This window comes from Streptomyces sp. NPDC050509, assembly GCF_044457965.1.
Taxonomy (GTDB): Bacteria; Actinomycetota; Actinomycetes; order Streptomycetales; family Streptomycetaceae; genus Streptomyces.
In genome coordinates this window covers 876,929-899,251 of record NZ_JBITHL010000001.1, presented here as the reverse complement: position 1 = coordinate 899,251, position 22,323 = coordinate 876,929, and the positions used below count along the sequence as shown (strand labels likewise).

The window sequence follows — 22,323 nt, the reverse complement described above, 5'->3', positions numbered from 1 at the left end:
CTGTCACTGAATCACGGGGAGCGCGGCGTCGCAGCACTTTCAGGTGCGCTGCGGCGCCGCGCTGGTGTCACCGGGGCGGGGTCACCGGGTCAGGCGGGGTCAGGTCGGGTCAGGCACCCACCCTGCGCTTGTTCCAGACGTCGAAGCCCACCGCGGCCAGCAGCACCAGGCCCTTGATGACCTGCTGGTAGTCGGTGCCGATACCGACCAGCGACATCCCGTTGTTCAGGACGCCCAGCACCAGACCGCCGATGATCGCGCCGAACACCGTGCCGACGCCGCCGGTCATCGACGCGCCGCCGATGAACGCGGCGGCGATGGCCTCCAGTTCGAAGTTGATGCCGGCCTGCGGCACCCCCGCGTTGAGCCGCGCCGCGTAGACGACGCCCGCGAGCGCCGCCAGCACACCCATGTTGACGAAGACCAGGAAGGTGACCCGCTTGTCCTTGACGCCGGACAGCTTCGCCGCCGCCTGGTTGCCGCCCAGCGCGTACACGTGGCGGCCGACGACGGCGTTGCGCATGACGTAGCCGAAGCCGATCAGCAGCGCCGCCAGCAGCAGCAGGACGACCGGCACACCCCGGTAGCTGGCCAGGGTCATGGTGAAGGCCAGCACCGCGGCGGCCAGCGCCACCAGCTTGACGACGAACAGGTTGAAGGGCAGGACGTCCAGGTCGTACGCCTGCTGCCGGCGCCGGTCCCGGAACTCCTGGAAGAACGCGAACGCCAGCAGTGCCAGCCCCAACAGGAGTGTCAGGTTGTGGTAGTTGGTGGACGGACCGACCTCGGGGAGATAGCCGGTCGAGATCTTCTGGAAGCCCTCGGGGAACGGGCCGAGCGAGCGCGACCCCAGGAAGATCTGCGTACCGCCGCGGAAGATCAGCATCCCGGCGAGGGTGACGATGAACGACGGGATGCCGACGTACGCGATCCAGAACCCCTGCCAGGCCCCGGCGATCGCGCCGATCAGCAGCCCCAGGATCAGGGCGGGCACCCAGGGCATGTCGTGTTCGACCATCATCACCGCGCAGGCCGCGGAGACGAACGCGGCCAGCGAGCCGACCGACAGGTCGATATGGCCCGCGACGATCACGATCATCATGCCGATGGCCAGGACCAGGATGTAGCTGTTCTGGAGAACCAGGTTGGTGACGTTGTTCGGCTTGAGGAGGACCCCGTCCGTCCATATCTGGAACAGGACGACGATCAGGCCGAGCGCGACGAGCATGCCGTACTGCCGCATGTTGCGGCGTGCGGCATCCATGAGCAGCGCCCCCGTCGCGGAGCGCCCGGACGGAGGCGTCGGTGGGGCGTCCTTCGGTGTGTCGCCCTTCGGCGTGTCGGTGGTGACCGGACCCATGTCGACTACCTCGTGTTCTTGGTCATGTGGCGCATCAGTACTTCCTGGGTCGCTTCCGCCCGCGGGATCTCACCGGTGAGCCGGCCGGCCGCCATCGTGTAGATGCGGTCGCACATGCCGAGCAGTTCGGGGAGTTCCGAGGAGATGAAGACGACGGCCTTGCCCTCCGCGGCGAGCTGGTCGATGACGGTGTAGATCTCGTACTTCGCACCGACGTCGATCCCGCGGGTGGGCTCGTCGAGAATCAGCACATCGGGACCCGCGAAGATCCATTTGCTGAGGACGACCTTCTGCTGGTTGCCGCCGGAGAGCCGGCCGACCTGCTCGAACACCGTGGGCGTCTTGATGTTCATGCTCTTGCGGTACGACTCGGCGACCCGGCCCTCCTCGTGCTCGTCGACGATCCCGCGCCGGGACACCTTGGAGAGCGCTCCCAGGGTGATGTTGCGGCCGATGGTGTCGATGAGGTTGAGCCCGTACTGCTTGCGGTCCTCGGTGACGTAGGCGATGCCGTGCGCCACGGCCTCCGGCACCGTCCTCGTCCGGATCTCCGTGCCGTCCTTGAGGACCGTCCCGCTGATGTTGCGGCCGTAACTGCGGCCGAACACGCTCATCGCCAACTCGGTGCGGCCGGCGCCCATCAGCCCCGCGATACCGACGATCTCGCCCCTGCGGACCTCGACGGAGACCCCGTCCACGACCTTGCGCTGCTGGTCGATGGGGTGGTGCACGGTCCAGTCCCGCACCTCCAGGGCGGGCCGCGCCTCCGGATCGCCCTCGTACGGGGTGCGTTCGGGGAAGCGGTGGTCGAGATCGCGGCCGACCATGCCCCGGATGATCCGGTCCTCGGTGGTCGACTCCGCGCTCACGTCCAGCGTCTCGATGGTCCTGCCGTCCCGCAGGATGGTGACGGAGTCCGCCACCTCGGCGATCTCGTTCAGCTTGTGCGAGATGATGATCGAGGTGATGCCCTGCTCCTTCAACTCCTTGATGAGGCGCAGGAGCTGGGCACTGTCGCTGTCGTTGAGCGCGGCCGTCGGCTCGTCCAGGATCAGCAGCTTGACCCGCTTGGCGAGCGCCTTGGCGATCTCCACGAGCTGTTGCTTGCCGACCCCGATGTCGGCGACCCGGGTCTGCGGATGCTCGTTGAGACCCACCCGCTTGAGCAGCTCGGCGGCGTGCCGGAGCGTGTCGTTCCAACTGATGAAGCCCCGGGTCGCGTGCTCGTTGCCCAGGAAGATGTTCTCGGCGATCGACAGATACGGGATCAGGGCGAGTTCCTGATGGATGATCACGATGCCCTGGGACTCGCTGGCCTTGATGTCCTTGAAGGCGCACCCGGAGCCCTCGAACAGGATCTCGCCCTCGTAACTCCCGTGCGGGTGAACCCCGCTGAGGACCTTCATGAGGGTCGACTTGCCCGCACCGTTCTCACCGCAGATGGCGTGCACCTCGCCCGGGGCCACGGTCAGGGTGACATCGGAGAGCGCCTTGACCCCGGGGAAGGTCTTGACGATGGAACGCATCTCCAGGACGGGGGCCGCCGCACCGGCCGCCCCCGCCGTGCCTACTGGAAGGGTCACTTCAGGTCCTCGGCCTTGATGTAGCCGGAGTCCACCAGTTCCTTCTGGTAGTTGGACTTGTCGACGCCGACCGGCGTCAGCAGGAACGCCGGGACGACCTTGACCTTGTTGTCGTACGACTTCTCGTCGTTGACCTCGACCTTCTTGTCGTTCAGCATCGCGTCCGTCATCTGGGCGGCCGTCTTGGCCAGCAGGCGGATGTCCTTGAGGACGGTCATGGTCTGCTGGCCGGCGATGATCGACTTCACCGAGGCGACCTCGGCGTCCTGCCCGGTGACCACCGGATACGGCTTCGCCTTCGTCCCATAGCCGTCGGACCTGAGCGATGACAGGATGCCGATGGAGATGCCGTCGTACGGCGAGAGCACCGCGTCCACGTTGTCCGAGCCGTACGCCCTGGTGAGCAGGTCGTCCATCCGCCGCTGGGCCGTGCCGCCGTCCCAGCGCAGGGTGGTGACCTGGTTCAGCTTGGTCTGTCCGCTGCGGACGACGAGCTGCTTGTCGTCGATGTACGGCTTGAGGGTCTTCATCGCGCCGTTGAAGAAGTACTGGGTGTTGTTGTCGTCCGGTGAACCGGCGAACAGCTCGATGTTGAACGGGCCCTCCTTGCCGCCCTCCTTCAGACCCAGTTTCTCGATCAGGTAGGTGGCCTGGAGGACACCGACCTTCTCGTTGTCGAACGACGCGTAGTAGTCGACGTTCTTCGTGCCGAGGATGAGCCGGTCGTACGAGACGACCTTGATCTTCTTGTCGGCCGCCTGCTGGAGCACATCGCTCAGGGCGCTGCCGTCGATGGCCGCGACGATCAGGACGTCCACGCCCTTGGTGATCATGTTCTCGATCTGCGCGACCTGCTGGGCAACGTTGTCCTCGCCGTACTGGAGGTCGGTCTTGTAGCCGAGTTTCTTCAGTTCGGTGACAACGTTGTTGCCGTCCGCGATCCAGCGCTCGGACGACTTGGTCGGCATCGCGATGCCGACGGTGGAGCCCTTGCCGCCCTTGGTGTCGTCCTTGCTGCCACCCTCGCCGCTCTGCCCGCAGGCAGCGAGTGAGAGCACCAGGGAGAGCGCGGTGACGGCGAGTGCGGCTCGGCGAGTTCGCATGGGTACATCAGTCCTTGTCGTCGGTCAGTGAAAAACGATTGAGTGGACCCGGAAGCCGGGAGCCTAGCGGGGACATGCCGCCGTCGGCGCCGTGGCGGCCGAGCAGATCGAGAACGAGCCGGCCCCGGCGTACCCGTTCCCGGGCGCTGCTGAGGGCGGTCTCGCGGAGTTGGGCTCCGAACGGGTAGATACCCGGGGACTTCGACAGGCCGAACTTGAGGTAGATCGGGGCGCCGCGCCGGATCAGCTCCGCCGCCTCGTACATCCGGATGTAGCCGCCGAGGTCGTCGGGGGCCTCGATGTAGAGGTCCATGGGGGCGCGGCTGACCCGGCGGATCTCGGTGAAGTGCGCGAGCGCGAGGTCCGAGGGGATGTTGACCGAGTCGGCCCCGAGGTGCTCGAAGACCGCGTACGAGGCCGGGTTGACGGGCCCGATCAGCGCCGACACCTTGAGCGTGGTGTCGGCGGGCAGTACGCCCCGCGCGCGCAGTTGGTGCAGGGTCCACAGCACGCCCTCGTCGGCGACGAGCAGGCACTTCACCCCGAGCCCGGTGGCGCGCAGCGCGTCCTCGACACAGCCGGCCAGCGCGTCGTGGCCACGGGCGCGCAGCCCCGCGCCGCCGGAGTCCGTACGGGTCGAGCCGCCGATGTCCCAGGTGCCGCGCGGCCCGGTGAACAGGCACAGCTCGATGTCGCGGGACGCGCAGGCGTCGACCATCTCGGTGATGTCGGCGTCGGAGAGCATCCACACGCCGCTGCCCTGGCTGATGCGGTGGATGGGCACATCGAGCCGGGCGGACTCCTTGAGGACCTCGGCCAGGCTCTCAGGGCCCTCGACGGAGGGGATCTCGGTCCGCCACAGCCCCCCGTCGGGGAAGGCGTGCGCGGAGGCGTCCGCGGGGCTGAGGGCGGGCGCGGCCAGGCCGAGCGTGGCGAGCGCCTGCTCGCCTGGACGGCGGGGGGCGGGGGCTGATGCGTCGGTCACGGACGAGTCCTTCGGTTCGGTCCTACGCGTCGGTCGTACGCGTCGGTCGTGTGCGGTGTGCTCTGTGTGCTCTGTGTGCTCTGTGGTACGAGGAGTGCGGGACGGCGGTGTCCCGCGCGGGGTGCCGAACGCCGGGTCATGGCCGCAGCAGCACCTTTCCGGTACCCGGATCGCCCCCGCCGACCAGCGCCACGGCCTCGCCGAACCGCTCCAGCGGGAACTCGTGGGTGATCAGCGGCCCCGGGTCGAGAACCCCGGAGGTGAAGGCCCGTACGGCGAAGGCCCAGGCGGCGGACGGCGCCCCGAAGACGCCGTGCACGGTGAGTTGACCGAGCGTCAGCAGCGCCGGGTCGATCCCGGTCGCGCCGGGTGCGAACATCCCGGTGAGCACCACCCGGCCGCCGCGCCGCGCCAGCAGGCAGGCCGCGGCGGCGGTGGTCGGCGCCCCGGCGGTCTCCACGACGAGGTCGTAGCGCCCGTGCGCCTCCTTGGCCTCCTCCGGGGTGCCGGAGTCCGTCGCCCCGAACAGCCGTGCGGTGGCGCCGCGTTCGGCCCGGGGATCGACGACCGTCAGCTCGGCGGGGGAGGTGGCGGCCAGCAACTGGACGGCGAGCAGCCCCAGGGTCCCCGCGCCGACCACGGCGATCCGCTCACCGGGCTCGGGGCGGCAGGTCCGCACGGCAGCGGCCACCACCGCGGCCGGCTCCAGCAGGGCGGCGGCCCGCAGGTCGGCATCGTTGTCAAGCAGGTGCAACAGGCGCCCGGGAACGACGACATGGTCGGCGAACGCGCCCGGCACGGTGAAGCCCGTCTCCTCGTACCCGCCCGTGCACAGCGAGGTCTCGCCCGTGCGGCAGCGCGTACAGGTCCCGCAGGCGCGGAACCCCTCGGCGACGGCCTTGCGCCCGACCAGCTCCGGCGCCACGCCGGGGCCGACCGCCTCGACGGTCCCCGACCACTCGTGGCCCGGCGTCACCGGGTAGCGCACATAGGCCGGGTCGCGGTGGCCGTCGTACACCTCCCGGTCGCTCATGCAGATACCGGCCGCCGCCACCCGTACCCGTACCTCGCCGGGGCCGGGTACGGGCACCGGGCCGGTCACCAGGCGGTGGACGCCGGGCCGGTCGACGACGACCGATCTGCCGGTCGCCGCCGGCCCGGCGGGCGTGTCCCCGCCCGCCGCTGGCCGGTCGCTCATCGCGGCTCCTTCGGGTCGCGCTTCTCCCAGCCCTCGGCCCACAGGTCGAACCGCGCCTGCTGCTGCGGGAATTCGGCCGCCGCGTCCACGTCGAACTCGACGCCCAGCCCCGGCGCGTGCGAGATCTCGAAGCAGCCGGTCTCCGGGTCGACCTGGGGGGCGCCCTTGACGACCTTCTTGATCTCCGCGTCGGCGAAGTCGTTGAAGTGCTCAAGGATCTTGAAGTTCGGTGTGCAGGCGGCCACTTGAAGGCTCGCCGCAGTCAGCACCGAGCCGCCGACATTGTGCGGCGCGATCAGCGTGTAGTGCGTCTCCGCGGTCGCCGCCAGCTTCCGGGTCTCCAGGATGCCGCCGATGTGGCCGACGTCGGGCTGGATGATGTCGGCGGCCTGCGACTCGAAGAGCTCCCGGAACTCGATCCGGTCGTGGATGCGTTCACCGGTCGCGATCGGCAGGTCGACCTTGTCGGCGACCTTGCTCAGCGCCTTCAGGTTCTCCGGCGGCACCGGCTCCTCCAGCCAGGCCGGGGCGAACGGCGCCAGCTCGCGGGCCAGCCGTACGGCCGTCGACGGGCTGAACCGGCCGTGCATCTCCAGCATCAGCTCGGACTCGGGCCCGATCGCGTCCCGTACGGCCTCGATCAGGGCCACGGCCTCGTTGCTCGCCGCCCGGTCCAGCTCGAAGTGGCCGGTGCCGAACGGGTCGATCTTCAGGGCCCGGTAGCCGCGCGCCATCACGGCCTGGGCCGCCTTGTGGTACGCGTCGGGGGTGCGCTCGGTGGTGTACCAGCCGTTCGCGTACGCCTTGACCCGGTCGGTGACCTTCCCGCCGAGGAGCTGCCACACCGGTACGCCCAGCGCCTTGCCCTTGATGTCCCAGCAGGCCATCTCGACGACCGCGATGCCCGACATCACGATCTCACCGGCGCGTCCGTAGTCGCCGTACTTCATCCGGCGTACGAGATCCTCTACCGCGAAGGGGTCCGATCCGCGAAGATGATTGGCCTCGGCCTCACGCAGATAACCGATGAGCGCGTCGGTCCTGCCGAGCATCCTCGTCTCACCGACGCCGGTGAGACCTTCGTCGGTATGGACGAGGACGTAGGTGAGGTTACGCCAGGGCGTACCGACGACGTGTGTGCTGATTCCCGTGATGCGCAAGACAGGTCCCCAGGGTGTGTTCGGTATTTCGTCACACGTTCGAAATCGTGGCGTGACGGTATTCAGACGCTCCGAGGGGTGTCAATGGGTAGCGCGGCGGTTAGCCTGTGTTCGTCATTCCGGCCGATGGCCGAAGTACCGAACGAGACGGGTGGGTGGTCGGCCATGGGACGGCTCGTCCCCGCGGTGACGCGGGCCCTGGACATTCTGGAACTGTTCCTGGAGGGCGACGGGACGCTCTCCGCGCCCGATGTCATCCGCAAACTGCAACTGCCGCGCACCACCGTGCACGAGCTGATCACCACGCTCGCGGCCCGCTCCTACCTGGCGCCCGTTCCCGGACAGCCCGGCCGCTACCGGCTCGGCGTGCGCTCCTACCAGCTCGGAAGCCGGTACGCGGAACAGCTCGACCTCGCGGCCGAGGGCCGGCAGGTCGCCCGCGAGGTCGCCGAGACCTGCGACGAGACCGTCCACGTCGCGATCCTGGAGGAAACCGACGTCATATACATCGCGAAGGTGGACTCCACGCACGCGGTCCGGATGGTCTCCGCCGCCGGGCGCAGACTGCCCGCCCACTGCACCTCGGTCGGCAAGATGCTGCTCGCCTCGCTCTCCGAGAGCGAGCTGGCGGCCCGTATCGACGGCCACGAGTTCCTCGCGATGACGCCCGACAGCATCACCGACCCCGAGGTGCTGCACGCGGAGCTGGCGGGGATCAGGGAGCGCGGGGTCGCCGTCGAGCACCGCGAGTCGAACCCCGACGTGAGCTGCGTGGCCGCGCCGGTACGGGACCGGGCGGGCCGGGTCGTCGCCGCGCTGTCCATCTCCGTACCGATGATCCGCTGGAGCGACGAGCGCGAGGAGGAGCTGTCCCAGCTCGCGGTGAAGGGCGCGGGCGCGCTCTCCGTACGCCTCGGGCACCGGGTCAGGCCCTGAGGGTCAGGCCCTGAGGGGCAGGCGCTGACGGGCAGGCCCGCGACGACGGGGCGGGGCGGGGCGCGCCGGGGCAGGGCGGGGCAGGACGGGCGCGGTGCGCGGGAAGTCCCCTATTGTCACAACAATCTGACGTCGGAGGTGCCTGTCACCCTTACGGCGGATATTCTCGCCCCGTGAACACCCCTGATCCCACGGCACTCAAACTCTCGGTGAACCGGTCGAGTCCGGTGCCGCTCTACTACCAGCTCGCCCAGCAGTTGGAGAGCGCCATCGAGCACGGCAGGCTCTCCCCGGGCAGCCTGCTCGGCAACGAGATCGAGCTGGCCGGACGGCTCGGGCTCTCCCGCCCCACCGTCCGGCACGCCATCCAGTCGCTGGTCGACAAGGGGCTGCTGGTCCGCCGCCGGGGCATCGGGACGCAGGTCGTGCACAGCCAGGTCAAGCGACCGCTGGAACTGAGCAGCCTCTACGACGACCTGAGGGCGGCCGGACAGAGCCCCACCACCCGCGTCCTGCTCAACGGGACGGCGCCGGCCTCCGCCGAGGTCGCCGCCGCGCTCGGGGTCGCCGAGGGCAGCGAGGTCGTCGTCCTGGAGCGGCTGCGGCTGAGCCACGCCGAACCGATGGCGTACCTGCGCAACTTCCTGCCGCCGGGGCTGGTGCGCCTGGACACCGAGGAGTTGGAGGAGACCGGCCTCTACCGTCTGATGCGGGCCGTCGGGATCACCCTGCACAGCGCCCGCCAGACGGTCGGCGCGCGCAACGCCACCGCGCCGGAGGGCGAGAGCCTGGGCGAGGCCGAGGGCGCCGCACTGCTGACGATGCAGCGCACGACGTACGACGACACGGGCCGCGCCGTCGAGTACGGCACCCATATCTACCGGGCGTCGCGGTACGCCTTCGAGTTCCAGCTCCTCGTCCAGCCCTGACCGCCCGGTGGGCCGTACCCGGGGCGGGTGCGGCCCCGGCGAGGGCGTGGACGGCGGTCAGTCGGCCGGCAGCGCCGCCACGGCCGCGAGCAGCGTGTCGGCGGCGGCCTGGAGCCCTTCGAGCTGGCCCAGTTCCAGATCCTCGTGCTCGATGTTGACGGCCATGTCCGGGTCGATCCGGCGCAGGGCGGCGAGGAACTCCGTCCAGTACGCGGTGGAGTGCCCCCGGCCGACCGCGACGAACTGCCACGGGGCGTCCGCCGGGAACTCGTTGAGCAGATAGCGCCCGCCGAGACCGATGAGGCCCACCACGCCGGGCTGCTCCGGCGTCGGCGTACGGAACCGGTCGTCGAGGACGCCGTGCAGCTTGACGTGGTCCTCGTTGATCCGTACGTCCTTGGCCGCCGCGTGGAAGACGCGGTCCCCCAGGTACTCGATGGCGACCAGTGGCTCCATGCCCTGCCAGAAGAGGTGGCTCGGGTCCATCTCGGCGCCGATGTGGGTGGATCCCACCCGCTCGATCAGCCGCATCAGGGTGACGGGGTTGTAGACCAGGTTGTGCGGGTGCATCTCGATGGCCACCCGCACGTCCGCGCGCCGGGCCAGCTCCTCGATGCCCTTCCAGAACGGGACCGCCACCTCGTTCCACTGGTAGTCGAGGACCTCCGTGGCCCCGCTGTGCCACGGCTCCACCGTCCACGCCGGGGTGAGCCCGCCCGGGTGCGCCTCCGGCTGGCCGGACATGGTGATCACGTGGCGTACGCCCAGCAGCCCGGCCAGCTCGATCGCGGTGCGCAGATCGCGGGCGTGCTTGGTGCCGACCTCGGGGTCGGGGTGCAGGGGGTTGCCGTTGACGTTCAGCGCGGTCAGCTCCACACCGGCCGCGTCGAGCCGGGCCAGGAACTCCGTACGCGCCCGCTCGCCGGCGAGCAGGGCGTCGACGGGGATGTGCGGGGCGGGCAGGAAGCCGCCCGCGTTCAACTCGACGGCGGTCAGCCCCAGTTTGCGGACCACCTCAAGGACCTCGTCGAGCGTCTTGTCGTGCAGGCAGGCGGTGTAGGCACCGAGTTTCATGGGGTGTTCTCCATATCGGTCGGAGGTGACTCGGGGGAATCAGGGAGATCAGGGTGGAGGCGCGGGGAGGGACTCGCTCGACACTGGATCGATCCAGTAGCGACTATGTGGCGGCCCGCCGCCCGCTGTCAAGAAGTCGTGGCGCGCGGTTCCTGTTCGCGTGGTTCCTTTTCCGGGGTGTCCCGCTCCCGGCTCAGCCGGCCGTACGCGGGCGCGCGGTGCTCGCCCGTACCACCAGGTGCGGACTGATCACCACGTCCCGGGGCTTGCTCCGCCCGCCGTCCAGCCGCTCCACCGCCGCCTGGACGGCGAGTTCGGCCATCCGCTCGGCGTCCTGGGAGAGCGTGGTGAGGCTGATGTGGGCCAGCCGCGCCAGCGAACTGTCGTCGCAGCCGACGACGGAGACATCGGCGGGCACCCGTACCCCCGCCCGCAGGAAGGCGTCGAGAAGGCCGGTGGCGCAGCGGTCGTTGTAAGCGATCACGGCGGTGGGCAGGGCGCGCCCGGCCAGCAGCGTACGGGCGGCGTCGGCGCCGGAGGTCTCGTTGTGGTCGCCCGGGATCACCCGGATCTCGTCGGCCAGCCCGCGCCGCCGCATGGCCTGGCGGTAGCCCCTGCGCCGCTCGCCCGCCATCGACGCCCGGCCGCCGTCGATATGGACGATGGCGCGGTGTCCGAGGCCGATGAGATGGTCGACGGACTGGCGCGCGCCGTCCATCTCCGCGATGTGTACGGAGTCGACGGTCTCCGCCGTGGCGCCGCGGCCGATCGTGACCACCGGGATCCGCCGGCCGAGCTCCGACAGCTCCTCGGCGGTGGTCTCGGGGCCGAGGAGGATCAGGGCCTCGCTGCGGTAGGCGATCAGCCGCTCGACGGCCTTGCGTTCGTCACGGGTGGGGGCCAGGGCGCTCAGCGAGACCTCGTAACCGGTCTCCTCGGCCGAGGCGTAGATCCCGTCCACGAGATCGGCGTGGAAGGCGTTACGGGTGTCGAGCACGACGCCGAGCAGCCTGCTGCGGCTGCTGCGGAGCAGGCGTGCGGTGGGGTCGACGCGGTAGCCGATCTCGTCCGCGGCCCGCAGCACCTTGTCCCGGGTCCCGGGGCTGGCGCCCGGCTCGCCGCGGAAGACCAGGGACACCAGCGACCGTGACACTCCCGCCCGCGCCGCCACGTCCTGCATCGTGGCGCGCCTGGTCCGGCCGCCCCCGGTCCGTTCCACACGGCCTCCCGACCCTGTCGTCGCATGACTATTGACACTGATGGTGACACAACCTCATAGTCTGGGTCTGGATCGATCCAGACGTCAAGGAACTGACTCTGGAGATCGACGCCCCTCCCGCACGGTGCCGACAGGGCCCGTCGAGGGGCGGAACCGGCGCGGCCTTCCGCGGCTGCGACGTTATCGTGCCGTTACGTCCGGATGAAGTGTTGTCCTGACAAACCATTGACACCGGGCCGCCGCTGGAGTTTGCTCCAGTCCAGTAACGGCGACGTTTCCGGCTCATGGCCGAAAACTCCGAACTGGCCCCTGTGCCGTATCCCTCCGTTGCGGTCCGGTGGGCTCATGCCCCCTCTCCGCCCACTCACTCCGTGAGGTGCAGGACGATGAATCGCACTATCCGCTCCCGAGGCTCCCGCAGAACCGTCGCAGCCGCGGCCGTCGGTATGGCGGCGGTCCTCCTGGCCGCAGGCTGCTCCAGCGGGTCCGGTGGCAAGAAGGCCCAGGAGGACCAGAACGCCGCGACGACCGGCAAGGCGACCACCGCCCGCATGAAGATCGCCATGGTCACCCACGCACCTCCCGGTGACACGTTCTGGGACATCGTCCGCAAGGGCGCCCAGGCCGCGGCGGCCAAGGACAACGTCGAACTCGTCTACTCCAGTGACGAGAAGGCCGCCGACCAGGCCAACCTGATCCAGAACGCCATCGACCAGAAGGTCGACGGGATCGCGGTCACCGCCGCCAAGCCCGAGGCCATGAAGACCGTGCTCGCCAAGGCGGAGCGGGCCGGCATCCCCGTCGTCGGCTTCAACGCCGGTCTCGACGACTGGAAGGACCTCGGGCTCCAGTCCTACTACGGGCAGGACGAGAAGGTCGCGGGCGAGGCGTTCGGCAACCGCCTCAACGAGGTGGGCGCCAAGCACACCATCTGTGTCATCCAGGACCAGGGGCATGTCGCCCTGGAGGCCCGGTGCGCGGGCGTGAAGAAGACGTTCAAGGGCAAGGCCGAGATCCTCTACGTCAACGGCAAGGACATGCCGTCGGTGAAGTCGACCATCGAGGCCAAGCTCCAGCAGGACACGTCGATCGACTACGTCGCCACCCTCGGCGCCCCGATCGCGCTCACCGCGGTCCAGTCGGCGAAGGACGCCGGCAGCAAGGCGAAGGTCGCCACGTTCGACCTCAACAAGGAACTGGTCGACGCCCTCAAGGACGGCGACGTGAAGTTCGCCGTCGACCAACAGCCCTACCTCCAGGGCTATCTGGCGGTCGACGGCCTCTGGCTGTACAAGAACAACGGCAACTTCAGCGGCGGCGGCGCCGAACCGGTCCTGACCGGACCCGCGTTCGTGGACGAGTCGAACATCGACAAGATCGCGGCGTTCGCCGAGAAGGGAACCCGGTGATGAGTGTGGAGTCCGCAGTGAGCCCGGCGCCGGATCCGGCCCCGGCGGCGACGCCGGGACCCCCGCCGCCGGCCGGTGGAAAGGACGGCCGCACCGCCCGGCGCTCGCCGGTGCACCGGCTGCTGGGCCGGCCCGAGATCGGCGCGCTGATCGGCGCCGTCGTCGTCTACGTCTTCTTCTTCTCCGTCGCGCCGACCTTCCGGCAGCTCGACTCGCTGAACACCGTGCTCTACCAGGCGTCGACCATCGGGATCATGGCGCTGGCCGTGGCGCTGCTGATGATCGGCGGTGAGTTCGACCTGTCGGCCGGTGTCGCCGTGGTCACCTCCGCGCTCACCGCCTCCATGTTCGCCTTCCAGCTCTCCATGAACGTCTGGGTGGGCGTGGTCTTCGCGCTGGTGGTCTCCCTCGCCGTCGGGGCCTTCAACGGATTCCTGCTGGTCAAGACCGGTCTGCCCAGCTTCCTGGTCACCCTCGGCACGTTCCTGATGCTCCAGGGCGCCAACCTCGCGGTCACCAAGCTGATCACCAGCAACGTCGCCACCGACTCCATCCGCGACATGGACGGCTTCGACCAGGCCCGCAGGATCTTCTCCTCCGAGATAGCCGTCGGCGGGACCAGCGTCCGGATCACCGTGGTGTGGTGGGTGGTCTTCGGCATCCTGGCCACCTGGGTGCTGCTGCGCACCAAGTACGGCAACTGGATCTTCGCGGTCGGCGGCAACCAGGACAGCGCGCGCGCCGTCGGTGTCCCGGTGACCTTCACCAAGATCTCCCTCTTCATGATCGTCGGTTTCGCGGCCTGGTTCGTCGGCATGCACCAGCTCTTCGCCTTCAACACCGTCCAGTCGGGCGAGGGCATCGGCAACGAACTGCTCTACATCGCCGCCGCGGTGATCGGAGGCTGCGTACTGACCGGCGGTTACGGCTCGGCCTTCGGCCCGATGGTCGGCGCGTTCATGTTCGGCATGGTCACCCAGGGCATCGTCTACGCCAACTGGAACCCCGACTGGTTCAAATTCTTCCTCGGCGCGATGCTGCTCGTCGCCGTCCTCCTCAATCTGTGGGTACGCAAGCAGGCGACCCGGAGGTGAACCCCATGGCAACCACCACGACAGCCCAGGGCGGGAAGGCCGGCCACGACGCCGAGGCGCCGATCGTCGAACTGCGCGGCGTCGGCAAGAGTTACGGCAACATCCGCGCCCTGCACGGCGTCGACCTGGCCGTCAGGCCGGGCCGGGTGACCTGTGTGCTCGGCGACAACGGCGCCGGCAAGTCCACCCTGATCAAGGTCATATCGGGACTGCACCAGCACACCGAGGGCGAGTTCCTCATCGAGGGCGAGCCGGTCCGGCTGACCACCCCGCGTGAGGCCCTGGGCCACGGCATCGCCACGGTCTACCAGGACCTCGCCACCGTACCGATGATGCCGGTGTGGCGGAACTTCTTCCTCGGCTCCGAGCTGACCCGGGGCCCCTGGCCGGCCAGGATGCTCGACATCCCGCGGATGAAGAGCATCACCGACCAGGAACTGCGCAACATGGGCATCGTCCTCGACGACCTCGACCAGCCCGTCGGCTCGCTCTCCGGCGGCCAGCGGCAGTCCGTGGCCATCGCCCGCGCCGTCTACTTCGGCGCCCGGGTGCTGATCCTGGACGAGCCGACCGCCGCGCTCGGTGTCAAGCAGTCCGGGGTGGTGCTCAAGTACATCGCCGCCGCCCGGGAACGCGGCCTCGGCGTCATCTTCATCACCCACAACCCGCACCACGCCTACATGGTCGGCGACCACTTCACGGTGCTGCGGCTCGGCACCCTGGAACTCAGCTCCGCGCGCAGCGAGGTCAGCCTGGAAGCACTCACCAACCACATGGCGGGCGGCGCCGAACTCGCCGCGCTCAAGCACGAGTTGGCTCAGGTCTCCGGGGTGGACGTGGAGGAGCTGCCGGAGCCGGCCGGCGCGGAGAACGGCACAGGCTGACCCGGCGGACGACGGACAGGGCGCGTATGCCGGACCGGGCACGCCGACCCGGCGGACCGCGCGGGGACGCCCGGGGACGCCTAGGCTGTGCACCTACGGGAGGCGGGCCGGGCGGCCCGGCCGCCCAGCCGCCCGGCACACCGAACGAGCCCCGTCCCGTCCTGGAGCACAGCACCACATGGCCCGACGCCCCGCACGCACCCGTCGCCCCGGCCGATCCGACCAGCCCGCAGGAGCAGGGCGGCGCGTCACCGACGCGTCGCCCTGCCCCTGCGGAGCGGGCGCCCCGTACGGCGCGTGCTGCGGGCGGTTCCATACCGGATCCGGGACGGGGACCGCCGCCACCGCGCCCACCGCCGCGCTGCTGATGCGCTCCCGCTACAGCGCCTTCGCCGTGCTCGACGCGGCGTACCTGCTCAGGACCTGGGCCCCCGCCACCCGCCCGGCGCGCCTGGATCTGGACCCCGCCACGCGCTGGCAGGGGCTGGAGATCCTGGCGACCACCGACGGCAGTGCCTTCCACACCACCGGTACGGTCACCTTCCGCGCCCGTTTCACCGACGGGGGCGGGCCGGGCGAACTGCGCGAGCGCAGCCGGTTCGCGCGGCACGACGGCGCTTGGGTCTATGTGGAGGGCACCTTCCCCGACCAGGACCTCTGACCCTCAGCGCCGCGCGGTCGCGGGCGTCGAGCCGGCCGGGACACGGGTCCTGCCGGACAGGTCCTGCGCCAGATCCTCGGCCAGCAGCCGCTTCGCGATCGCGTCCACCGCGCGGCGCAGTTCGGTGCCGCTGGGCCGGCCCCGGTCGGCGTCGAGCTGTCCGTTGAGCCAGTGCGCCCACGCCGTGTTGATCACGGCCGCCTCCCGGGCGCCCGCCTCCGTGTGCGCGAGCATGTTCCCGGTCCGGCTCAGATAGCCCTCTTCGACCATCCGGTCGAAGACCGGGAACACCACCTCGGGCGGCAGCCGGTGGCGCTCCGCGATCAGCCCGAGGCCGGCATGGCCGACCATGCGGGTGAACAGCTCGACCTGCATCACGGCCCACGCCCCCGCGATGTCCAGCCGGGTGTCCGCGGAGAGCATGATCCGCCGCGCGGTGTCCGGCCGGGTGGAGCGCAGGATCTTGGCGAGGGACAGCTCCAGCAGTTGCTCCGAGTCACCGGAGCTGACCGGCGAACCGAACCCCTCGCCCATGTCCGTGGAGCTCGCCCGCGCCGAGTCCCGCAGCTTCACCTGCTTGAGGAAGAGCGCCACCACGAACCCGAGCAGCGCCACCGGCACCGTCCACAGGAACACCGTCTGCAACGACTCCGTGTACGCCTGCACGATCGGCGCGGACTGCGCGGGCGGCAGCGCGTGCAGCCCCTCCGGGCTCCCCGCCGCCTTCGCGATGGCCGCCGGGTCCGCCCCGGCCCCCGCCGCCCGTACCGCCCCGGCGATGCCCGTCCGCAGGTTCGGCCCGAGGGAGTTGGCGTAGATCGTGCCGAAGACCGCCGCGCCGAAGGCGCTGCCGAGCGTACGGAAGAAGGTCACCCCGGACGTGGCGGTGCCGAGGTCCGCGTACTCGACGGTGTTCTGCACCGCGATCGTCAGCACCTGCATGACCAGCCCGATCCCCAGACCCAGCACCAGCATCGACCCCGACTCCCGCCACACGCCGGAGTCGGGGCCCATCCGGGACAGCAGGTAGAGCCCCGCGGCCATCACCACCGAGCCGACGATCGGGAAGATCCGGTAGGCGCCCGTCCTGCTGACCACGGTGCCGCTGAAGATCGAGGCGAGCAGCAGGCCGAAGACCATCGGCAGCGTACGGACGCCCGAGACGATCGCCGAGTCGCCGTCCACGTACTGGAGATACGTGGGCAGGAAGGTCATCGCCCCGAGCATCGCGAAGCCCACGATGAAGCTCAGGACGGAGCAGACCGTGAAGACCGGGTTGCGGAACAGCCGCATCGGCAGCATCGGTTCGGCGGCGCGCGTCTCCACCAGGCAGAACAGCGCGAGCGCGACGACACCGCCGACGAACAGGCCGAGGATCACGGGGGAGCCCCAGCCGTACTGGTTGCCGCCCCAACTCGTCGCCAGGATCAGGGCGCTGGCCCCGATCGCCACCAGCGCGATGCCCAGGTAGTCGATGACCGGGCGGGAGACCGCCTTGACGGACGGGATGGTCCGGGCCGCCGCGATGACCACGGCGATCGCGATGGGCACATTGATGTAGAACGCCCAGCGCCAGCTCAGATTGTCCGTGAACACCCCGCCGAGCAGCGGGCCGACGACCGTCGAGACCCCGAAGACGGCGCCGATCGCCCCCTGGTACTTGCCGCGTTCGCGCAGCGGGATGACATCCGCGATCAGGGCCATCGCGGTGACCATCAGCCCGCCGGCGCCGATGCCCTGGAGCGCGCGCCAGGAGATCAGCAGCGTCATGTCGGTGGCGAGACCGCAGAGGAACGAACCGGTGATGAAGACGACCGCGGAGACCTGGAAGACCAGCTTCCGGCCGAAGAGATCACCGAACTTGCCGACCAGGACCGTGGAGACCGTCTCGGCGAGCAGGTACGAGGTGACCACCCAGGACATGTGGGCGGCGCCGCCCAGGTCCGAGACGATCGTCGGCAGGGCCGTGCCGACGATCGTCTGGTCGAGCGCCGCGAGCAGCACACCGAGCATGATCGTGGCGAAGACGATGTTCCGCTGCCGTCCGTCGAGCACGGGCGGTGCGGGGGCGGACTCCGGCGCCCGCGTCGTCGCCGGGGGGCCGGTCTCGCTGGCTGAGGTCACCCCTGCACGGTCACACCGCGGCCGTCCGGACGCATGCGGGGTCGGCCAGACCGGTGAGATCCCCGGCCGTTCACCGTGCCGTCAGCACCTCCGACAGGTCGTACCGCACCGGCTCCTCCAACTGCGCGTACGTACAGCTCGCAGGGGTACGGTCGGGGCGCCACCTGCGGAACTGCGTGGTGTGCCGGAACCGGTCGCCCTCCATGTGGTCGTACGCCACCTCGCACACCCGCTCGGGCCGCAGGGGAAGCCACGACAGGTCCTTCGTCCCGGACCAGCGGCTCGGCCCGCCGGGCAGCCGGGCGCTCTCGTGCGCGGACTCCTCCGTCCACGCCGCCCACGGATGGCCCTCGGCGCCCTCCATGCGCAGCGGGGCCAGCTCCGCCGCCAGCTCGGCGCGGCGCCGCATGGGGAACGCGGCGCAGACCCCGACGTGCTGGAGCACGCCCGCGGTGTCGTACAGACCGAGGAGCAGCGAACCGACCACCGGGCCGCTCTTGTGCTCCCGGTAGCCGGCCACGACGGCGTCCGCCGTCCGCTCATGCTTGATCTTGTACATGGACCGGGTGTCGGGGCGGTACGGCAGATCCAGCGGCTTGGCCACCACCCCGTCCAGACCGGCCCCCTCGTACCGCTCGAACCACTGCCGCGCCACGTCGATGTCGCCGGTCGCGGGCGCGAGATGGACGGGGGGACGCGCGGGGGAGAGCGCGGCCTCCAGCGCCTCCCTGCGGCGCGCCTGGTCCACGCCGAGCAGCGAGGCGTCCCCGAGCGCCAGCAGATCGAAGGCGACGAAGCTCGCCGGGGTGCGCTCGGCGAGCAGGTCCACCCGGGACTTCGCCGGGTGGATCCGCTCCGTGAGCCGTTCGAAGTCGAGCCGGTCGCCGTGCACGATCACGATCTCGCCGTCGACGACACAGCGCTCGGGCAACTCCGCGAGCAGGGCCGCGACCAGCTCGGGGAAGTAGCGGGTGAGCGACTTCCCGGTCCTGCTGCCGATCACCAGCTCGGCGCCGTCGCGGTGCACGATCGCCCGGAAGCCGTCCCATTTGGCCTCGTACTGCATGCCGGGCGGGATACGGGCCACGGACTTGGCGAGCATCGGCTTCACGGGCGGCATCACCGGCAGGTCCATGGACCGATTGTCGGCCAGAACCTCCCGGGGTGCCCGACATGTCCCGCGCGGCGCCGTCCCGTGATGCGCTCCGCGCGCCCCCGGCCTACCGTGGCGCACATGGGCGCAGGCGTGGCGGTGGAGCTGGAGGCGGGCGGCAGGACCGTACGGCTGTCCAGCCCCGAAAAGGTCTATTTCCCCGAGCGCGGCTACACCAAGCTGGACGTCGCGCGCTACTACCTGGCCGTGGCGCCGGGGATCACCCGCGCGCTGCGCGACCGCCCCACCACCCTGCAACGCTTCCCCGAGGGCGTCGACGGCGAGTCCTTCTTCCAGAAACGGGCCCCGAAGAACCTTCCCGACTGGATCCCCACCGCCCGGATCGAGTTCCCCAGCGGGCGCTCGGCCGACGAGATCTGCCCGACGGAACCGGCCGCCGTCCTCTGGGCGGCGAACCTCGGCTGTCTCACCTTCCACCCCTGGCCGGTACGGCGGGACGCCACCGACCACCCCGACGAGCTGCGCATCGACCTCGATCCGCAGCCGGGCACCGACTTCGCCGACGCGGTCAGGGCCGCCCACGAACTCCACGCGTTCCTGGAGGAGCAGGGGCTGCACGGCTGGCCCAAGACCTCCGGCGGCCGGGGGCTGCACGTCTTCGTGCCGATCGAGCCGCGCTGGACGTTCGCCGAGGTGCGGCGGTGCGCGATCGCCGTCGGTCATGAGCTGGAGCGGCGGATGCCGGGCCGGGTGACCACCGCGTGGTGGAAGGAGGAGCGCGGCGAGCGGATCTTCGTCGACTACAACCAGACCGCGCGCGACCGCACCATCGCCTCCGCCTACTCCGTACGCCCCCGCCCGCACGCCCCGGTCTCCGCGCCGCTGCGCTGGGCGGAGCTGGACGACGTGGCGCCGGACGACTTCGATCTGGTGACGATGCCGGTGCGCTACGCCGAGGTGGGCGATGTGCACGCGGAGATGGCGGACCGGCCGCACCGTCTCGACGGGCTGCTGGAGCTGGCCGACCGGTACGAACGGGACCACGGACTGGGGGACATGCCGTACCCGCCGGACTACCCGAAGATGCCGGGGGAGCCGAAGCGGGTCCAGCCGAGCCGCGCCAAGCGCGAGGAGAAATAAGGGAGTTGGCGAACACGAAGGTGTGTCCCCGCTCCGCCGAGAGGGGACACACCGTCAGTGGGCCGCGTTCGCGACCCACTGACGGGCCGCGAACGCGGTCACAGCTCCTTGAGGGTCACAGCTCCTTGATACGGATGTCGCGGTACGAGATGACGTCCGTCGTGCCGTGGACCTGGAGCCCGACATGGCCGGTGGCGTAGCGCCGGCCGTCCGTGCCCGGGTCGCCCGCGCGTGCGGGGTAGAACGTCTGCCCGCCCACGTTGTCGAACTCGTTGATCAGCACACCGTTGCGCAGGATGGTGTAGTGCTGACCCTCCACCCGGATCTCGTAGTCGTTCCAGGTGCCCTTCGGGGTGACGCCCGCGCCGCCGAGACCCACCCGGTCGAAGCCGTAGACCGAGCCGGTCTTGTACAGGTCGCCGTCCGGGCGGTCCAGGATCTGGATCTCATGCCCGTAGTTGATGGCGACCCACTCGGGGCGGGACTCCTCCGGGTGGTTGTGGACGTTCGGGAAGCGTACGAACACACCGCCGTTGGCGTTGCCGCTGCCCGGGGCGTCGTCGCGGAACTGCAGCTTCAGCGAGAAGTCGCCGTAGGTGCGCTGCGGGAACCACAGCATGCCCATGCCCTCGACGGTGGTGCTGCTGGTGATGGCACCGTCGCCGCTCAGCGCGAACTTGCCGCCGCCGACCTGCTCCCACTTGGCCAGGGATTCGGCCGTACCGTCGAAGAGCGGTCGGTAGCCCTCGGTCTGCCCGGGGGTTCCGATCTTCGACTGCTTGGCGGCCTTGGTGATCTGCTTGAACTCGCGGTCGTCGATGACGTTGTCGGACAGCAGCTTGTCGAGCACGCTGTCGACGTGCTTGAGGAAGAGGGCCTGCGAGGTCCACTCCTTCTCGTCCTCGATCAACTCGTTGATCGTGCACCGGTTACGGGTCAGCCGGTTCGGCACCCCCGAGTCGACCGTCCCCACGATGACCGTCAACCGATCGTCGAACTCCGGGCAGTTGGGCGCCGGTACGCCGCCGCTCTGCGCGACGGTGAACGAGAGCTGCTTGGCCTGCGCGGTGTTGCCCGCCTTGTCGGTCGCCCGGTAGGAGAGCGCGTGGTAGCCCACGCGGTCGACGACGACGGGGGTGGTGTACGCGAGGTAGGGACCGCTGTCGAGCGAGTACTCGATCCGGTCCACCCCCGACTCGCTGTCGGTCGCCGTGAGGGTCACCTTCGCGCTGGTGATGTAGGCGCCGTTGGAGTTCTTGTCGCCGGTCACCACCGCTCCGGTCACCGGCGGGGTGGTGTCCTCGACCGGCGGCGCCACCACCGTGAACGACACGGACTTGGCCGCAGCCGCGTTGCCCGCCTTGTCGGTGGCGCGGTAGCGGACCGTGTGCGTACCGACCTCGTGCACCATCACCGGGGCGGTGTACGGCTGCCAGCCACCGTCGGCGCCGAGCGCGTACTCGATGGTGTTGACGCCGGAACCGGTGTCGGAGGCGGTGACGGTGACCGTGGCCATCGACAGGTAGTCGCCCGCCTCGTCCTGGTCACCGCTCACCGTCGCCGAGGTCTCCGGCGCGGTGGTGTCGTCGGTCGGCGGGGCGACGACGGTGAACGCGACGGACTTCTCCGCCGCCGCGTTGCCCGCCTTGTCGGTGGCGCGGTAGCGGATCGTGTGCTCGCCGACCTGGTCGACCACCACCGGGGTGGTGTACGGCTGCCACTCCCCGTCCGCGCCGACCGCGTACTCGGTGGTCGCCACACCGGATCCGTCGTCGGTCGCCTTCACGGCCACCGTCGCGGAACCGACGTACGCGCCGTCGGCGTTCTGCTGGCCCTCGACCGTGGCCGAGGTGGTGGGGGCGGTGGTGTCGTCGCCGCCGCCCGCCTCGGTCACCGTGAGGATGCCGGTCATGGTGCCGTGGCCCGGGATGACGCAGTGGTAGCGGTACGTGCCCGGGGTCAGGTTGACCTCGGTGGTGTACTTGCCGCCGTTGGCGTCACCCGGGTTGGCCAGGATGTTCAGCGGGACATCGTTGTTGTACTCGGGATCCGACACGTCGAAGGTCAGCGTGTGCGGCATCCCGGTGGTGTTGCCGGTGGCCGTGCTGTTCTCGAAGACGATCGTGGTCGGCCCGGCCACCGCGGTGGTGGGGAAGCTGAGGTACTTGTCGATGGGGTCGCCCGCGGCCCAGGTCAGAACCTGGGCCGCTGCCGCCTTCGTACCGGCGCCCCCCTCGTCGCCGGCGCCGGCGGGCCGCCCGTACGCGGCCGTGGAGGTCAGTCCCAGCACCATCAGGAACGCGCCCACCAGGGCCGTCCACAGGCGCGGCGACCGGTGTGCCCAGGGACG

General features: G+C 70.1%; 18 protein-coding genes. 7 read left to right on the top strand and 11 right to left on the bottom strand.

What is annotated here, in order from left to right:
• Positions 1–109: 109 nt before the first annotated feature.
• The 6 genes from mmsB to ACIBJC_RS03445 form a co-directional block, all read right to left on the bottom strand.
• Positions 110–1,360, bottom strand: a complete 1,251-nt coding sequence (gene mmsB / locus ACIBJC_RS03470; protein ID WP_399287110.1) for a multiple monosaccharide ABC transporter permease — start codon at positions 1,358–1,360, stop codon at positions 110–112.
• A gap of 5 nt (positions 1,361–1,365) precedes the next feature.
• A complete protein-coding gene (gene mmsA / locus ACIBJC_RS03465; RefSeq protein WP_399288097.1) occupies positions 1,366–2,886 on the bottom strand; it encodes a multiple monosaccharide ABC transporter ATP-binding protein in 1,521 nt (506 codons plus the stop codon).
• Between the two features lie 53 nt (positions 2,887–2,939).
• Entirely contained in the window at positions 2,940–4,046 is a 1,107-nt protein-coding gene (gene chvE / locus ACIBJC_RS03460; protein ID WP_399287107.1) for a multiple monosaccharide ABC transporter substrate-binding protein, read from the bottom strand.
• 7 nt (positions 4,047–4,053) lie between these two features.
• Positions 4,054–5,031: a hypothetical protein gene (locus ACIBJC_RS03455; RefSeq protein ID WP_399287104.1), complete on the bottom strand. Its 978-nt coding sequence runs from the start codon at positions 5,029–5,031 to the stop codon at positions 4,054–4,056.
• Positions 5,032–5,167: 136 nt separating this feature from the next.
• Positions 5,168–6,229, bottom strand: coding sequence for a zinc-binding dehydrogenase (locus ACIBJC_RS03450; protein WP_399287102.1), 1,062 nt, complete (start codon positions 6,227–6,229; stop codon positions 5,168–5,170).
• Positions 6,226–7,389 (bottom strand): mandelate racemase/muconate lactonizing enzyme family protein, encoded by a 1,164-nt coding sequence (locus ACIBJC_RS03445; protein WP_399287099.1) that lies wholly within the window; start codon positions 7,387–7,389, stop codon positions 6,226–6,228. Before ACIBJC_RS03445 ends, ACIBJC_RS03450 begins: the two co-directional genes overlap by 4 nt.
• 165 nt (positions 7,390–7,554) lie before the next feature.
• On the opposite strand from ACIBJC_RS03445, the gene ACIBJC_RS03440 reads away from it, so the two are divergent.
• Entirely contained in the window at positions 7,555–8,325 is a 771-nt protein-coding gene (locus ACIBJC_RS03440; protein ID WP_399288094.1) for an IclR family transcriptional regulator, read from the top strand.
• A 173-nt stretch (positions 8,326–8,498) separates the two neighbouring features.
• On the top strand, positions 8,499–9,254 hold the full coding sequence (locus tag ACIBJC_RS03435; RefSeq protein ID WP_399287096.1) for a GntR family transcriptional regulator: 756 nt from the start codon (positions 8,499–8,501) through the stop codon (positions 9,252–9,254).
• A gap of 57 nt (positions 9,255–9,311) precedes the next feature.
• Here ACIBJC_RS03435 and ACIBJC_RS03430 read toward each other — a convergent pair whose 3' ends face one another.
• On the bottom strand, positions 9,312–10,328 hold the full coding sequence (locus ACIBJC_RS03430; RefSeq protein ID WP_399287093.1) for a sugar phosphate isomerase/epimerase family protein: 1,017 nt from the start codon (positions 10,326–10,328) through the stop codon (positions 9,312–9,314).
• Positions 10,329–10,521: 193 nt separating this feature from the next.
• On the bottom strand, positions 10,522–11,547 hold the full coding sequence (locus tag ACIBJC_RS03425) for a LacI family DNA-binding transcriptional regulator (protein ID WP_399287091.1): 1,026 nt from the start codon (positions 11,545–11,547) through the stop codon (positions 10,522–10,524).
• 386 nt (positions 11,548–11,933) lie between these two features.
• Between ACIBJC_RS03425 and ACIBJC_RS03420 the strand changes: the two genes are divergently transcribed.
• From ACIBJC_RS03420 to ACIBJC_RS03405, 4 genes are all read left to right on the top strand, one after another.
• Positions 11,934–12,956: a sugar ABC transporter substrate-binding protein gene (locus ACIBJC_RS03420; protein ID WP_399287088.1), complete on the top strand. Its 1,023-nt coding sequence runs from the start codon at positions 11,934–11,936 to the stop codon at positions 12,954–12,956.
• Positions 12,956–14,050 (top strand): ABC transporter permease, encoded by a 1,095-nt coding sequence (locus ACIBJC_RS03415; protein WP_399287085.1) that lies wholly within the window; start codon positions 12,956–12,958, stop codon positions 14,048–14,050. The genes ACIBJC_RS03420 and ACIBJC_RS03415 overlap by 1 nt, the downstream gene beginning before the upstream one ends.
• Before the next feature lie 5 nt (positions 14,051–14,055).
• Positions 14,056–14,934 (top strand): ATP-binding cassette domain-containing protein, encoded by an 879-nt coding sequence (locus ACIBJC_RS03410; RefSeq protein WP_399287083.1) that lies wholly within the window; start codon positions 14,056–14,058, stop codon positions 14,932–14,934.
• Positions 14,935–15,112: 178 nt separating this feature from the next.
• A complete protein-coding gene (locus tag ACIBJC_RS03405) occupies positions 15,113–15,595 on the top strand; it encodes a YchJ family protein (protein WP_399287080.1) in 483 nt (160 codons plus the stop codon).
• Positions 15,596–15,598: 3 nt separating this feature from the next.
• Here the strand turns inward: ACIBJC_RS03405 and ACIBJC_RS03400 are convergent, their stop codons facing one another.
• On the bottom strand, positions 15,599–17,719 hold the full coding sequence (locus ACIBJC_RS03400; protein ID WP_399287077.1) for an MDR family MFS transporter: 2,121 nt from the start codon (positions 17,717–17,719) through the stop codon (positions 15,599–15,601).
• A 70-nt stretch (positions 17,720–17,789) separates the two neighbouring features.
• Positions 17,790–18,854 (bottom strand): ATP-dependent DNA ligase, encoded by a 1,065-nt coding sequence (locus ACIBJC_RS03395; protein ID WP_399287074.1) that lies wholly within the window; start codon positions 18,852–18,854, stop codon positions 17,790–17,792.
• A 99-nt stretch (positions 18,855–18,953) separates the two neighbouring features.
• Between ACIBJC_RS03395 and ligD the strand changes: the two genes are divergently transcribed.
• The gene (ligD, locus tag ACIBJC_RS03390; protein WP_399287071.1) at positions 18,954–19,973 is read left to right on the top strand and encodes a non-homologous end-joining DNA ligase; all 1,020 of its coding nucleotides are present in this window, start codon (positions 18,954–18,956) and stop codon (positions 19,971–19,973) included.
• A 115-nt stretch (positions 19,974–20,088) separates the two neighbouring features.
• On the opposite strand, the gene ACIBJC_RS03385 is transcribed toward ligD, so the two are convergent.
• The gene (locus ACIBJC_RS03385) at positions 20,089–22,266 is read right to left on the bottom strand and encodes an OmpL47-type beta-barrel domain-containing protein (RefSeq protein WP_399288091.1); all 2,178 of its coding nucleotides are present in this window, start codon (positions 22,264–22,266) and stop codon (positions 20,089–20,091) included.
• Between the last annotated feature and the right edge of the window lie 57 nt (positions 22,267–22,323).